Origin of the sequence: Ostreibacterium oceani (genome assembly GCF_009362845.1) — a bacterium.
Lineage (GTDB): Bacteria > Pseudomonadota > Gammaproteobacteria > Cardiobacteriales > Ostreibacteriaceae > Ostreibacterium > Ostreibacterium oceani.
In genome coordinates, this window is the sequence record NZ_WHNW01000008.1 from 39883 (window position 1) to 54979 (window position 15097).

General features: G+C 44.6%; 15 protein-coding genes. 8 read left to right on the plus strand and 7 right to left on the minus strand.

What is annotated here, in order from left to right; all coding sequences use genetic code 11:
• The first annotated feature begins 260 nt into the window (after positions 1–260).
• The 5 genes from grxD (at position 261) to GCU85_RS07495 (ending at position 4209) form a co-directional block, all read left to right on the plus strand.
• Positions 261–593 (plus strand): Grx4 family monothiol glutaredoxin, encoded by a 333-nt coding sequence (gene grxD / locus GCU85_RS07475; RefSeq protein WP_152810562.1) that lies wholly within the window; start codon positions 261–263, stop codon positions 591–593.
• On the plus strand, positions 586–1854 hold the full coding sequence (locus tag GCU85_RS07480; protein WP_218110606.1) for a uracil-DNA glycosylase family protein: 1269 nt from the start codon (positions 586–588) through the stop codon (positions 1852–1854). The genes grxD and GCU85_RS07480 overlap by 8 nt, the downstream gene beginning before the upstream one ends.
• Positions 1855–1888: 34 nt before the next feature.
• Positions 1889–2557 (plus strand): ribosomal protein S18-alanine N-acetyltransferase, encoded by a 669-nt coding sequence (rimI, locus tag GCU85_RS07485; protein ID WP_218110607.1) that lies wholly within the window; start codon positions 1889–1891, stop codon positions 2555–2557.
• Positions 2511–3521 carry a zinc-binding dehydrogenase gene (locus tag GCU85_RS07490; RefSeq protein ID WP_218110608.1) on the plus strand — a complete coding sequence of 337 codons (1011 nt, stop codon included), beginning with the start codon at positions 2511–2513 and terminating at the stop codon, positions 3519–3521. The genes rimI and GCU85_RS07490 overlap by 47 nt, the downstream gene beginning before the upstream one ends.
• A gap of 91 nt (positions 3522–3612) precedes the next feature.
• Positions 3613–4209, plus strand: a complete 597-nt coding sequence (locus GCU85_RS07495) for a glutathione S-transferase family protein (RefSeq protein WP_152810565.1) — start codon at positions 3613–3615, stop codon at positions 4207–4209.
• Between the two features lie 75 nt (positions 4210–4284).
• On the opposite strand, the gene dusA is transcribed toward GCU85_RS07495, so the two are convergent.
• Positions 4285–5307, minus strand: a complete 1023-nt coding sequence (gene dusA / locus GCU85_RS07500; protein WP_235896260.1) for a tRNA dihydrouridine(20/20a) synthase DusA — start codon at positions 5305–5307, stop codon at positions 4285–4287.
• A 235-nt stretch (positions 5308–5542) separates the two neighbouring features.
• On the opposite strand from dusA, the gene GCU85_RS07505 reads away from it, so the two are divergent.
• Complete coding sequence (locus tag GCU85_RS07505; protein WP_152810566.1) at positions 5543–5857, plus strand: HPF/RaiA family ribosome-associated protein; 315 nt, start codon at positions 5543–5545, stop codon at positions 5855–5857.
• Positions 5858–6014: 157 nt separating this feature from the next.
• Here the strand turns inward: GCU85_RS07505 and GCU85_RS07510 are convergent, their stop codons facing one another.
• The 5 genes from GCU85_RS07510 to GCU85_RS07530 all read right to left on the minus strand — a co-directional run bounded on the left by GCU85_RS07510 (position 6015) and on the right by GCU85_RS07530 (position 10575).
• Positions 6015–6911: a glycine betaine ABC transporter substrate-binding protein gene (locus tag GCU85_RS07510; protein WP_152810567.1), complete on the minus strand. Its 897-nt coding sequence runs from the start codon at positions 6909–6911 to the stop codon at positions 6015–6017.
• Between the two features lie 98 nt (positions 6912–7009).
• On the minus strand, positions 7010–7771 hold the full coding sequence (locus GCU85_RS07515) for an ABC transporter permease (protein WP_152810568.1): 762 nt from the start codon (positions 7769–7771) through the stop codon (positions 7010–7012).
• A gap of 29 nt (positions 7772–7800) precedes the next feature.
• Positions 7801–8934, minus strand: coding sequence for an ABC transporter ATP-binding protein (locus GCU85_RS07520; protein WP_152810569.1), 1134 nt, complete (start codon positions 8932–8934; stop codon positions 7801–7803).
• Between the two features lies 1 nt (position 8935).
• Positions 8936–9595: an ABC transporter permease gene (locus GCU85_RS07525; protein WP_152810570.1), complete on the minus strand. Its 660-nt coding sequence runs from the start codon at positions 9593–9595 to the stop codon at positions 8936–8938.
• 89 nt (positions 9596–9684) lie between these two features.
• Positions 9685–10575 (minus strand): DMT family transporter, encoded by an 891-nt coding sequence (locus tag GCU85_RS07530; protein ID WP_152810571.1) that lies wholly within the window; start codon positions 10573–10575, stop codon positions 9685–9687.
• A 503-nt stretch (positions 10576–11078) separates the two neighbouring features.
• Here GCU85_RS07530 and GCU85_RS07535 point away from each other — a divergent pair.
• Entirely contained in the window at positions 11079–12368 is a 1290-nt protein-coding gene (locus GCU85_RS07535; protein WP_152810572.1) for an MmgE/PrpD family protein, read from the plus strand.
• Between the two features lie 256 nt (positions 12369–12624).
• Positions 12625–13968, plus strand: coding sequence for an NAD(P)/FAD-dependent oxidoreductase (locus GCU85_RS07540; RefSeq protein WP_152810594.1), 1344 nt, complete (start codon positions 12625–12627; stop codon positions 13966–13968).
• A gap of 266 nt (positions 13969–14234) precedes the next feature.
• On the opposite strand, the gene pstB is transcribed toward GCU85_RS07540, so the two are convergent.
• Positions 14235–15050: a phosphate ABC transporter ATP-binding protein PstB gene (gene pstB, locus GCU85_RS07545; RefSeq protein ID WP_152810573.1), complete on the minus strand. Its 816-nt coding sequence runs from the start codon at positions 15048–15050 to the stop codon at positions 14235–14237.
• Positions 15051–15097 lie beyond the last annotated feature (47 nt).

A 15097-nucleotide genomic window follows, 5' to 3' on the forward strand; every position in this document is an offset into this window, starting at 1 on the left:
ACCGCAACGCAACTGCAACGTAGCCCTAACCTGCCGTCACTTAACCAGCGCGTTGGCTAAGTTTATCGACAATCCAGTTAATCATCGAAGTTAATCACCGAATAAAATCATTCAGACACTCACTCAACCCATTTTTTATGGTAAACTGAGCGCTAATAAAAACGCGTTAAACGCATCGACCCCATTGACATTAAGCATTAAGCATTGGCATCAACCCTAGTAATGTTCAAACCCAGTAATTTTCAAACCCAGTGACTCCCATGGAAATAAAACAAAAAATTGAATCCCAGCTCAATGAATACCCAGCCATTCTCTATATGAAAGGTACACCCCAATTCCCACAATGCGGTTTTTCTAGCCGTGTTGTCACCATACTAAAACGTATCGGTGAACCTTTTGCCTATGTTAATGTATTGGCCGAACCTGCTGTGCGCGAGCATTTGCCAAAAATCTCTGATTGGCCAACCTTTCCGCAGCTATTTATCAATGGCGAGCTCGTTGGTGGCTGTGATATTATCGAAGAAATGGACCAACAAGGAGAACTCGCACCCTTGTTTGAAGGCCTTATCTGGCCGGAAGAGGACAATGCATGACAGCACTTTTACATTAAGCCGTTTTCAAAAACAAGCATTGATCGACATGGCGATTGATGCTTGGTACATCACGCCTATTGTAAAAAAACAAGCCGCCACCTCTCACGAATCCGACTTTGCTGAAATGATGCAATCGTTGGTCAGTGAAGCGCAAACGCCGCCTGCAACCCAAGACATTAATCCAGCACCTGCTACGCACCAAGAAATCAACACCTCAGCAAGCATACCATCCAAACGCATACCCTCTAATAGTACGAATAATAACGAAAACACCACAGCCCAGCCCATTGATTCCCCCACAATAGATAATACGCAATCGTCAGCGCAATCATCAGCATTAACACCCGATGAAGTATTAACACCCGATGCCGCAAGTGCTTTGACGCAGTCTGTACAGCGCCAAAACGACCAAAAAACCAACCAGACCAACAAAACCAACCAAAGCAGCCAAAGTATCTCAAAAGCACAACGACAGCTGCTTTATCAACCCATTGTTATTGATACGCAGAAAACCGTTATCACCGAAGCTAATCCAGCGCGTCGCACCCTAACCCTACCAGAGGCTTTAGCAGAAGCTTCACCAGCAAGCCTCGGCCTAGACAACGATGGTGAAATAGCAGCACAAATACAAGCCCTCGCCAATACCCAAGCCAGCACACCCTACTTTGGCACAGGCAACCCCCAAGCCGATATCATGTTACTAAGCGGCTGGCACGAGAATCACTGGATAGATAATGGCAACACAACGATACCGCCACTGCTTCAACAAGCACTGAGCGCTATAGAGATTGCTCCCGATCAGGTCTATTGCACACCTTTTCTAAAGTATCAGTATGCGTTGCCACTAGATCCTGATGATTCGATACTCGCCGAGTGTCTGCCTTTGCTTGCCATGGAAATCGCCAAGGTACAACCTCGCGTGGTCGTTGCATTTGGGCATCCGCTATGCCGTTATTTAACCCAGCAAACCACACCATTATGGACGACACCGCAATCTACTACAACAAGCAACAACCGTCAAAATACCAGCCTAGATACCAGCCTAGATAACAACTTAGACGGCAACTTAGACGGCAACTTAAACAATAACATAGATAGCAATACGCACCAACTGCATGTTGCGTCCTTAACGCAGACACCCGTGCATACCGTATCACTCATCTGCCTGCCGTCAATAGACTACTTATCTGACTTTCCAAACGACAAATCGCTTTTATGGCAACAGCTAAAACGCATTCATCAATACCTATATCCGCCTTAATTTTTTGCTACCATCAACCATGCTGCCATCAACCATGCCACCATCTCCATCTCGTCTAATTTTTCAGCCTAGTGCGCCTGCCTATTACTCAGATTTAGCAGCGATTGAATCACGTAGCAACCCGACCGCTTGGTCAGCATCGCAACTGCTTCACACCTTATCGCAATACCAAAACCTCACAGGGTTTATCGACAACACACCGGTTGCTTTTGTTATTTATCGCAGCATCTTAAACGAAGCAGAAATTATCCACCTCGTTTGTGATAAAAAACACCAAGGCAATGGCTATGCCAGCCAATTACTCAGAGAGCTATTTCGTCGACTGCCGTCAACCATACCCAAACACCCAGCTTTGCACTGTTATCTAGAAGTTAGAGCGGGCAACAAAGTCGCACAAAATCTTTACCAGCAGCTAGGGTTTCAAGTCGTCGGCACACGCAAAGCCTATTACCAAAACCGTGAAAACGCGCTGATAATGAAAAAAATAATCACGCACATTAACCCACAGCCCAATTCACAGCCCAATTCACAGCCCAATTCACAGCCCAATTCACAGCCCAATTCACAGCCCAATTCACAGCCCAATTCACAGCCCAATTCACAGCCCAATTCACAGCCTAATTCACAGGCCAATTTAGCGCCCATTATAGGAGCCGATGATGACACATACCATGACACACACCATGAAAGCCCAACTCATTAATCAATGCGGCGCACCCACTGTATTTTATTGCGCTGACTTACCGATACCCAAGCCCAATGCCAATCAAGTATTAATCAAACTGCACGCCACTAGCGTCAACCCCATCGAGACCAAATTTCGCGCAGGTCACGTTGGTAAGCTCCATTTCCCCGCCCTATTGCACAGTGACTTTGCTGGTAAAATTATCGCAACAGGTGAACTCGTCACACAATTCATACTAGGTGATGCTGTCTTTGGCAATGCAGGCGCCATTGCTGGCACGGGCACGCTAGCCGAATATGCGCTGGCTGATGCGCGTTTGGTCGCAACCGCCCCCAAATCAATCCCATTGCACCACGCTGCCGCATTGCCACTGGTCAGCATTACCGCTTGGGAAGCGTTATTTGATAAAGCACAAATCAAACCTTGGCACCAAGTACTGATTCAAGGTGGCGCAGGCGGCGTGGGGCATATTGCAACCCAATTAGCAAAATGGGCAGGCTGTGAAGTATGGGCCAGTGCCAGTCCTAGCAAACATCACTTTTTACATACATTTGGTGCAAATCCCATTGATTATCATGAGCAACAGGCTTTTGACCAAGCAAAAGCACAAACCATTGATGAATTAGGTTTTGATGTGGTGTTTGATACCGTCGGTCGGGCCAGCCTAGATAAGGCCATTGAAATGGCACGACCCAATGGAACAGCCGTTGCCATTGCTGGTCGTAGTGAGCATAATTTACAGTTAGTGCATGAAAAGAATCTCGATTTAAAATTTGAATTTAAAACACTTGGCACAATAAATGAGCATCATCGAGCGCATCAAGGTTGGATTTTACGACACATTAGCCGACTGGTGGATCAACAAAAAATCACGCCCATCATTGATGAAACTGTGTTTACATTAGAAACGGTTGGAGAGGCTCATGCCTATCTTGAATCCGGTCAGGCAACAGGCAAAGTGGTGATTAAAATTACAAACTAACTTTAAGATGCAGATTCATTTACAAAAATATTTAATCACTCTATTCATGTCGTGATGAAAACCTAACACATTAACAATAAAGGATACTATTATGAAAATATACGGTGATATTCAATCAGGCAATTGTTATAAGGTTAAATTGGTCTGCGCCCTCTGCAACATCCCACACGAATGGATACACGTGGACATATTGGCAGGCGAAACCCAGCAACCCGAGTTCCTAGATAAAAACCCTAATGGGAAAATCCCCTTGTTGGTTTTAGACGATGGTCGAAGTCTAAATGAATCAAATGCCATCATTAATTTTCTGGCAACAGGAAGCCCCCTAATACCCGATGATGCTTTTTTATATGCTAAAGTACAGCAATGGCAGTTTTTTGAGCAATACAGTCATGAGCCCTATATTGCCGTTGCGCGTTTTATCAATAAATATTTAGGCCTGCCTGATACGCAAAGAGCACGTTATGAATCTAAACAGGCAGGCGGTCACAAGGCATTAGTCATCATGGAACAGCAATTATCGCAGACACCTTATCTAGTCGGTAATTCACTCAGTACCGCAGATATTAGCCTCTACGGCTATACTCATGTCGCAGATGAAGGTGGATTTGATTTATCACTTTATCCAAGCATTCAAGCATGGATTCATCGCATTCAGCAAATACCAGGCTATGTCAGTATGAAATAAAATAAGGGGCTAGATAACTTTAGAGCGGATTTTTACTGCAAGAACCACCACACAACCTAACCGCCACTTTTTTCGCTATTCTTCGATTTTTGCCAATGCCGCTTCGACAACGGCAATTTCATTACGCGTATTCATATGATCATTGAGCGTTTGTTTAAACGCTTTACTGCCTCTGATGCCATGAAATAACCCCATCCAGTGTCTGGCAATGTGCTTTAAATGATTACCTGCGGCAATTTCATCACGAATATAAGGCAGCATCGCCTCAATTACCGCGCGGCGTGATGGCGGTCGATGGTCGGCACCCAGCAAATCATCAACGCCCGCCAAAACCCACGGCTTTTGATATGCGCTACGCCCCATCATTACGCCGTCGACTCGGCTCAGGTGGTCACGCGCTTCGGTCAGCGTATCAATACCGCCATTAATGATGATTTCTAATTCGGGGAAACGAGATTTAACCGCATACACCAATTCATAATTGAGTGGCGGTGCGTGGCGATTGGCTTTGGGGTCAAGGCCTTGTAAAAACGCTTTTCTGGCGTGAATGATAAACGTTTTGCAGCCCGCCTTTGCCACCGTCTCAACAAAATGAAACACACTGTCTTCAGGCATATCATCAATTGCCAGTCGATGTTTGATGGTCACTTTGGCATCGGTATTATCACGCATCGCATGAAAACACGCCGCGACTAATTCGGGTTCGGCCATCAGTATTGCCCCGATTTTACCCTTTTGTACGCGATCGGAGGGGCAGCCAACATTTAAATTAATTTCATCATAACCGTATTGATTCGCGATTCGAACGGCTTGGCCAATGTCTGACGGATTGCCGCCACCAATTTGCAAGGCAATCGGGTGCTCGGCGGGATGGTATTGTAAAAATCGGGCATGATCGCCGTGAATAATTGCCCCAGTCGTAACCATTTCGGTATAAAGTAAGGCTTTTTTCGTGAGTTGGCGGTGAAAATAACGACAGTGACGCGTTGTCCACGCCATCATCGGCGCGACCGAAAAGCTCGCATTCGGGTTAGCATATGGGCTGTTTGCCGGTTTTTTTTCTGTTACGGGCATTGCCGCCCCACGATGGATATTCATTGTACGCAAAATCTCTAATTAGCCCGCGCATTATGATATAATTTTATCTATAAGACAATGAATAATCGAGAAACCCTTTAACCACAAAATATGACACAAAATAGCACACAAAGCATCAGCTAAGAAACACCCAAACGCCTGAATTCCATTTGCAAGTGCAACGATATAGATGTCGCATAAAAAAAGTAAAGCAAAATAATTCAATCAGTTAATCAGTCAACCGAGGAATAATATCATGCAAATACAGCTCAATACCGATAAAAACATCGAAGGAACCCAGGGTCTAGAGGCATTTGTCGCCGAAGAAATCAACCAAGGTTTAAAGCACTACGCCCACAGAATCACCCGCGTCGAAGTCCACCTCTCTGATCAAAACGCCGATAAAGGCGGCAACGATGATATGCAGTGCAAAATCGAAGCCAGAATAGAAGGTGTCCAACCCGTCCTCGTTACCAGTAAAAGCAGCACAAAAGAAATCGCCCTAACAGAGTCCATCGACAAAATGAAATCTGCACTTAGCAGCATTGTCGGTAAAATGCAGCACAAATAAACCCTAAATAAGCACTGAATAAGCGCTGAATAACGCTAGCCAACTAGACGGCTAAGCAAGCCAAATACAAAAAGCCTGAAGACGATTGCCTTCAGGCTTTTTGTATTTATTATGGCTTATGGCTTATGGCTTATGGCCAATAACTCATCGCCAATAACTATAGCAACCCTGCTTCAGTTAAAAAGGTCGCCGCCACTTCTTGTACCGATTTCTTATCCACATCAACCTGTGCATTAAGCCGCGCCATTGTTGCATCGTCTAAAGTCGCTGACAAGGTATTTAATTGCGCCGCAAGTTCAGGGTTAGCATCTAGCGTCTCTTGACGTACGGTTGGCGTTAGGGCGTAGGCAGGGAAGTAGTTTTTCGTATCCGTTAACACCACAAAATCAAACGCAGGGATACGGCCATCGGTTGCAAATACCAAACCAACATCCACTTCGCTTTCATTAAGGGCTTTATAGACCAACCCTGTATCCATGCGCTTGACATTCGCACGGCCGAATTCAAACCCATACGCTTCTTGTAGTGGCTTTAGGCCATCGTCACGTTGATAAAACTCAATGTTACAGCCAAATGATAGCGATTCGCCAGCGTTAATTTTAGTCGCTAAATCTTCCAAAGTGGAGATATTTTTGGCCTCGGCATCAGCGCGTCGCATGGCCAATGCATAAGTATTATTGGCTTTGGATGCATCCAGCCAAACAATCCCATCGCCCATATCTTTTTCTTTGACGGCGCTATAAATTACGTCAGCTGCTTGGTTTTCAAACGTATTTTTATGGAAAGTCAGAAACGCCGTTCCCGTGTATTCCCAGTACATATCGACCTGTTTATTTTCTAGCGCCTCACGTACTAGTGTTGTCCCCATCCCTGTTTTTAGCTCTGTTTCATAGCCTTTTGCCTGTAAATACTGGCTGGTCATTTCAGCAATAAGCAACTGCTCGGTAAAGCCTTTGCCACCAATGGTAATGCTTGCGGCACTGGCAGTCGTTACAAAAGCTGCACCGAGCATCGTAGCCGCTAGTGTTTTTTTAAGCGATAGTATTAAATTCATATTTTTTCTCCGGTAGTTAATTGATTTTTTGGTATTTCTATAAATTATGGTGATATTTTTTGTTAATGCAAACGACATAAATCCGTTAATTAAATCTGTTAATTGCTTTCGAATCGCTGTGGATTTACCCCTTTAGGAATCGCCCAGTATTGACATTTAGACAAGAAGAAGTCCATCAAAACCGCCAAAAATGCCACAGAAATCGATCCAATCAACAACATATTGAATTCTCTGAGTTGAATGCCAGTAAAAATAAACTCACCCAAACTGTCAGCAGCAATCAAAGTAATCAACGGGCTGGTGCCGACATTTAAGGCAAATCCCGTACGAATACCCGCTGAAATGATATATAACGCATTAGGCAACTGCACCCGCCATAGAATTTGGCTATCAGTCATGCCCTGCCCGCGCGCCGCTTCTATTAAATAATCTGGTGTCTCATCAATGCCTTGAAACGTGTTTTTGACGATGGGCAAAATCGTGACAGTGACCAGGCCAATAAACGCGGATTTAAAGCCAATCCCAGTCAGTGTCATAATAATCGCTAGAATCGCGAGTGTTGGCACTGCGGATAAAATATTAAACCCTTGCACAAAGACATTGGCATAACGACGAAATTTGGGGCGTGTCATCAGAATACCCGAACTCACCCCCAGTATCGTTGCCGTTAATCCGCTAGCCAGCACGATATAAATGTTTTGTTTGAGCAGGTACAGCCAATCATCAAAGTTTTTGGCAAAATCGGCTAATAAATCTGATGTTTGCGCATAACTTCCTGCCCAAAAAGCCAATAGCACCGCATAAATTGGCCATAATCGAACACCGCGTCGATAAATTTCAATGATAAAGTCACGATACATCGGTTGACTCCTGCTTAAATCGTATCATCTTAAATGGTATCATCTTTCTTGCGTGGCGTATCGCCTAACAAGCTAGCCATGGAATACTGCGTAATATAGCCGTGATAAAACCCATCATCATCTACCACAGGCAGCCAGTCAGTGCCGTGAGAATACATTAATGAGGCTGCTTCACGTAAACTATCAGCAATATTCACCGTACCCGGCACTGGATAATGATGATCCCCCACAATCCCTGTGGCTGACACGGCTGTCTCATGGCTAATGTAGCCCCGCGCACGGCCATTTGGTCCGACCATAACGGCAATCGCCGTGTCATTTTTTTCCATCAACTCACAGGCTTTTTTGACGGGAGTATCCGCGTTGACGGCGGTGTCAAATGGCAATATCGCCTCGCTAACATTAATTAATTTAAGCCGTTTTAGCGCCCGATCACTGCCGACAAATTCTTTGACGAATCGATTTTTTGGATTAGCCAAAATTTCATCGGGCGAATCAAATTGCTCCAAAATTCCATCACGAAAAATCGCAATTTTATTCCCCATTTTGATGGCTTCATCGATATCGTGACTGACAAATAGCACGGTTTTACCCAATTCGGCATTCATTTTTAAAAATTCATCTTGAATCACTTCGCGGTTAATCGGATCAATCGCGCCAAAAGGCTCATCCATCAGCATGACAGGCGGATCAGCGGCTAACGCACGCACGACACCAACGCGTTGTTGTTGCCCCCCTGATAATTCGCGTGGATAGCGTTTTAAAAAAATACTCGGATCGAGGTTAACCATTTCCAACAATTCTTTTGCTTTGTTTCGACTGGTTTTTTTATCCATTTTAAGCAAATCAGGGACAACACAAATATTTTCTTCTATTGTCATATTAGGAAATAAACCAATCTGTTGGATGACATAGCCAATTTTACGGCGCAATTCAATCGGGTTAAGCAAATCAGTATCTTGCCCATCGATATAAATTTTGCCTGACGTCTTTGGAATTAGCTTATTGACCATTTTTAGCGCCGTTGTTTTGCCACAGCCACTAGGCCCTAGAAAAATACAGATTTCACCTTGTGGCACCTCCATATTGACATTGTTGGCGGCAATAATGGGTTGCTTGCCTGGCACTTCGAAATGTTTGGTTAAATTTTCTAATCTAATCATCTTATTTGTTCTCCGACAGCCCTTTTGGGGTGAGTAGTTTTTGCAACCCCATAAATAAATAATCTGCCATAATGGCTAATAATGAGACGGCGATTGCCCCAACCACCAATTTCGTGCCATTGGTACTGGTAATGCCTTCATTAATAATGGTTCCTAAGCCACCCGCGCCAATATAAACGGCAATAGTTGCCACGGCAATATTCATCACAACTGCGGTGCGAACGCCTGCCATAATCACAGGAATTGACAAAGGAATTTCAACTTTACTCAAGCGTTGCCAATCGCTCATCCCCATGCCTTTGGCGGCCTCTCGCATGCTGGGATCGATGTTGCTTATCGCTGTATAGGTATTTCGAATAATCGGTAGCTGTGAATACAAAAAAATGGCAATCGCTGCTGGCCAAAATCCAATCCCCCTATCGACCAACGATAAAATCGGAATCATCAGGCCAAATAGCGCCACCGACGGTATTGTGATAATAATAGACGCCACATACAAGACCGCATTGGCGAGTTTTTCATTACGCGTTATCGCCACACCAATCGGCACGCCTGTTAGAATTGCCGCACCGACTGATACGCTGACCAGATACAAATGCTGGATCGTCAGGTTGATAATCGTGGGGTAATTACCTGTGACGTAATTAATTAAATCATTCATAAAATCACTTTAATCTATTTCCATTCCTACTAAAAATTTCACATTCATTTGCAGCATTTAATTGCAGATTAAATACCCAAAAATCTCTTTTATTCATTAGTGCACATTGCACAACCTGGTCTTACTTCAATTTTCTTGCGACTAATCATTAATGTCATTGTCGTTGACAGTAGAACAATTAACATTCCAAGCAATGTTCTTTCAGTATATGCCTCTCCGCTTAACAATAACACAATGGTTGAGAGTAACGGTGTCGCATAGCCAAGTGGCGCAAGCCTCGATGCACCATCACCCGACATTGCATAAGTCCAAAAATAGTATCCAAGAGCCATTGGGCCAATTCCGATATAAATTGAAATCAATATCGGCTGGAGTGTCCAACTAAATTCACCTGCAAAAAATAAGCAAACCAAGCTAAAAACAGCGCCGATAAAAGTTGCAGGGATTAAGGCAGTTTGGGGTGATGCTAACGTACTCGCCTTAATCGAATAAACCGCCATTGTAATAGCCGATGCAAAGGCAAATAGTGCCCCTAAATTCAGCATATTGCCAGCATCAAAACCACCTGTCTTATCAAGTAACAACAACGTTCCAACGAACCCCATCAGTGCTAAAAAAACACGAATTGTCGTGTTTTTACCACGCAGAAAAAACACCGCACCAAGCGACACAAATAAAGGCCAAGAATACGCAATCAAATTATTTTCAAGGATACTCCCATAACTAAATGCCAAATATTGTAGAAAAATTGTTGCTGCGACGCCCATCGTACCGATTATGATTGTAGACACCTTGTAAAACGACAGACTAAAAACGCGGTGTTCTTTTTGAAGAACGCTCACCCCAAGTAAGGCAAAAAAAGCAGCAGAAAATTGAAAAAACAATATTTGAAATACATCAATATCAACAAGTGCAAACTTTGCAGCTAGGGCATTTGATGACCAAAAAAGCACCGCTAATAATGCAGCAACAGTGCGCATATCAAAATGTCTCCAGAAAATCAGCGTCAAATAAAAGCAAGTAGCACTTGATATAATTTGTGTATTCTTTAACGCAAGCAAAATTTACATTCACTGTGTCAAAGCAACCATTTTTTTGATAAGGCTGTATATTTTCTTCTACCATGTTATTAAATGTCCCAACAAATTAGAGAAAGCTTAAAAAATTATTTAATTCATTGAAAAAACAATTCACCCACCAACCCTGCATACTATCTTGTATGCTGACGTTGCATAACAACATAGTCAACTTCGCGTCCAATCGTCCAATCATTTGACTGCGTTGCGTGTTAACACGTGCATACTAACACGCCTTAGTATATCTAACGAAATTATAACTTGCTTTGCTTTAAATTATAGCTAGTCTACCAAACGAATAGCCACCACGACAAGCAAAAGTCAAAAATAAGTTAAAATATGTCGTATTTACTATATTCAGTTGGTTATATTAGATTGATAATGCAGATAAGCCTTTTGCAAAAAAAATGATGAACCCCATTAGCTACCTACATACATTGGAATTCGATCAGCTGCCGCCGGCAGTCGTTGCTCGCGCCAAACAATGCATACAAGATTTACATGCCGTTGCTGCCGCTGGTAGCCATACCCCACTCGCGCGTATTATCAGCGATTATGTTGTCGCCGAAATGCCTGGCTCTTCGCCCCTTTTGTGGTCTGAGAAATGCGCCAGCATGACAGGCGCGGCACTGGCCAATGGCATGATTATCGACAGCTTTGATGCGCACGATGGGCATGTACTTTGCAAAGGGCATGTTGGTGCGGGGATTTATCCTGCACTGATTGCGCTTATCGGCAATCCCAGCCAACTTAAACCACATAGTGCCACAGCCAAAGCATTCATTACCGCCTTAGTCCTTGGTTACGAAATAGGCACACGCGCAGGCATTGCACTGCACCAAAGCAGCACACAATACCATACCTCAGGCGCGTGGAATGCTATCGCTGCCGCTGCGGTTGGGGCAAAAGTTCTGCGACTAACGGATCAACAAACCCGCCATGCACTGGGAATTGCTGAATATCACGGGCCACGCTCGCCTATGATGCGCTGCATCGATCATCCCACCATGGTCAAAGACGGCTCAGGCATGGGGGCAATGGTCGGCATCAGCGCCGTTCTGCTCGCCAAACGTGGCTTTACAGGCGCACCCGCTGTAACCATCGAATCAAGCGAATTTGCTGAATTATTTGATGACTTGGGTGACCGTTGGCGAATTGTAGAACAATACTTTAAATACGATCCCGTTTGTCGCTGGGCACAGCCCGCCACTGAAGCCGCTAGACGATTAAAAGCCGAAAATAGCCTAGACACAGAAAAGTTGCACCGCATTACACACATTGAAATCCATACCTTTCATGAAGCACTCAGGCTAGGCAAAAAACACCCTGCCAATGCCGAAGAAGCACAATATAGCCTTGCGTTTCCTGTTGCCTGCACCCTGTTAACAGGTGGCATTAGCCCCGACAAAGTCATCACAACCTATAACGACCCAGACATTCACACACTCATTGACAAAATGACACTGCACGAACGAGAGCGCTACAACCAGGCATTTCCTGAAACACGTTGGGCTGATATTTTGATTCGCTTTGCTGACGGCACGACCCTGAAAACCGAGCCAACACGGACGCTTGGCGATACCGACTTACCTTATTCTGAGGCAATGCTAACAGAAAAAGCCCGCCGATTATTGAAAATGCGCTTATCCGATGACCAAGCAACGAATATGCTGATGCATCTGCAAGACTTGGTTTAACGACGTTCAGCGCTGTTTAGCGCTGTTTAACAACCCTGTTTTGCCCTGTTTTGCCCTGTTTAAAATTGCTTTAATCCTGCTTTAATGCCACATAAAAAAAGCAAATCCTGTATTCACAAGCCGCTACTGCCATTAAAAATGTCTATATTTTTACAAAATAAGTCGTATTTAAATAATTAAAAGGCTTATCAATTGGTTTATGATGAGCATAAATCAGCACAAAAACGCACACAACCAAAAAGACACAGAGGACACCATGACACAACTATCTGCAAAATACGTTATCATCGGCGCGGGCATACACGGACTTAGCACCGCTTATCACTTGGGGAAAATCCTGCAAGCACGCGGCGAATCCCCCGAAGGCAAAATACTAGTCGTCGATAAAACGTCGATTGGTGCGGGCGCATCAGGCATTGCCTGCGGCGTTGTCCGTAACAACTATTTTCAGCCTGCGATGCGTGAGCTTATGGCGCATTCGGTCGCATGCTGGGAAGATGGCGGCGCGGATTTTGGCTATCACTCGGTTGGCTATATGCAAATCAGCCCAGAAAGCATGCACAACGATGTGGCACAAATTGCCAAGCAACAAGCTGACATTGGCTATGAGTCAACCTTTATCGAAGGCGAAAAAGAATCCATGGACTACATGAAAACCCTATTCCATGATTGGCAAGCACAGGGCATTACTAGCGTCTTACACGAAAAGAAAGGCGGTTATGCGCATAATACCAAAGCGCTCTACGCGATGGCGAGCCGCGCCGAAGCGCTAGGTGCTAAAATCATGACAGGCGTAACGGTACAAGCCATTAATACTGACAGCAATACTCAAGCCGCCAAAAGCATCACCACCAACAAAGGCGATATTGCATTCGAGCATCTAGTCGTTGCGGTTGGGCCGTGGGCGCGCAGCATGTGGAACATGCTATCTCTACCTGAGCGCATTGATATCACGGATGCCGAGGGCAATACCCACAAAGACAACCCCATGTGGACTTATTGGTCATTACAAGAAGGCACACTGGGCGTAGATCCTAGCTTACAAGTAACCAACGATGGCAAAATGCCCCCCGTGCTTCACGTCGATAGCGATGCACCACTGTATTCGGACGAAGACGGCAGCTTAATCACTGATAAAATGTGGGGCATTTATTACAAGCCTGACACCCATTTTGGTGGTGTCCAAGGCGGTGCTGCACCGTTTATCATCAACAAAACCGCCGACGAAGTCGCGGTTGACCCTTACGGGGTTGACTCGCCTGAGTTTATTGTCGGCAAAGACTTTGCGCATATGTGGACATCGGCTTTGGCTCATTGTCAAAAACGCTTTTCAGGACAAGCCTTCAAATACAAAAAAGAGCCCTCGGGTGGGATTGGCGCATTTACACCCGATAGTTTCCCCGTATTTGATGTATTTAATGAAAACGTCTATTTCCTCGCTGATTCTAACCACGGCTATAAAATGATTGGTGTGGGCAAACTGGTCGCAGAAGAGCTGACCAGCGGCGTAAAAAGCGATTTAATGAAGCCGTTTTTGATGTCACGCTACCAAACGGGCAAACTGCATCCTGTGTCTAATTCTCCGTTCCCTTGGAGCTAATTCGGGGAGGCGATAACTTGTCATAACATTTGCCATACACCGTTATGGCATCAATTATGGCACCAGCCAGCGCAAAACAAACAGCACAAAACAAACAGCGTATTGATTGAATAATCAATACGCTGTTTTGGCTTTTGGAGTGACGCACACTCTGGCACACCCTGGGGTGGTTTGCATTTAAAATTCTATCCTATCCTATTCTATTCTATTCCGATTCTATCCAATTCGAATCGATTTAAGTACCAACGGGTGTATTAGCCAGTATATTAGCCAAAACGCCCTGTAATGTATTTTTCTGTCAAATCATGGACAGGATTAGTAAATACTTGCTTAGTCTCACCAACCTCAACCAATTTGCCCAAGTGAAAATATGCAGTTCGTTGCGAAACCCGTGCTGCCTGTTGCATCGAGTGCGTCACAATGGCAATCGAATAATTTTCACGTAGCTCGTGAATCAGCTCTTCAATCACCGCAGTGGCGATGGGATCTAGTGCAGAGGCGGGCTCATCCATTAAAATCACCTCTGGATTGACGGCAATCGTTCGCGCAATACACAGCCGCTGTTGTTGACCACCAGATAGGCCTGTCGCTGACGTGTGCAATCGGTCTTTGACCTCTTCAAATAAGCCTGCCCGCTGCAAACTGCTTTCGACAATTTCATCGAGTTCGACCTTGCCTTTGAATAACCCATGCAGGCGCGGACCATACGCGACATTATCATAGATTGATTTAGGAAAGGGGTTAGGCTTTTGAAAGACCATTCCTACCCGTGCGCGTAGCAGTACGGGATCCATCGCCTTTGCCATAATATTATCATTATCTAGCTGAATCGTACCCCCGACCTTGCAGATGGAAATAGTGTCGTTCATTCGATTTAAGCAACGCAAAAACGTCGATTTACCACAACCCGATGGACCGATTAGCGCAATGACCTCTTTATCAGCGATATCTAGGCTGACATCAAAAATCGCCTGCTTATCCCCGTAATGCACCGTCACGTCTTTGGTGTGCATTTTGGGGTTATCTAGCATGGGCTTGCCAACGGTCTGTAGTTCTTTAAACTCTTGTGAATCAACTTTCATTTCTATATCCTGATTTAATTAATTTAATCGGTAAGTATCTATTGTTA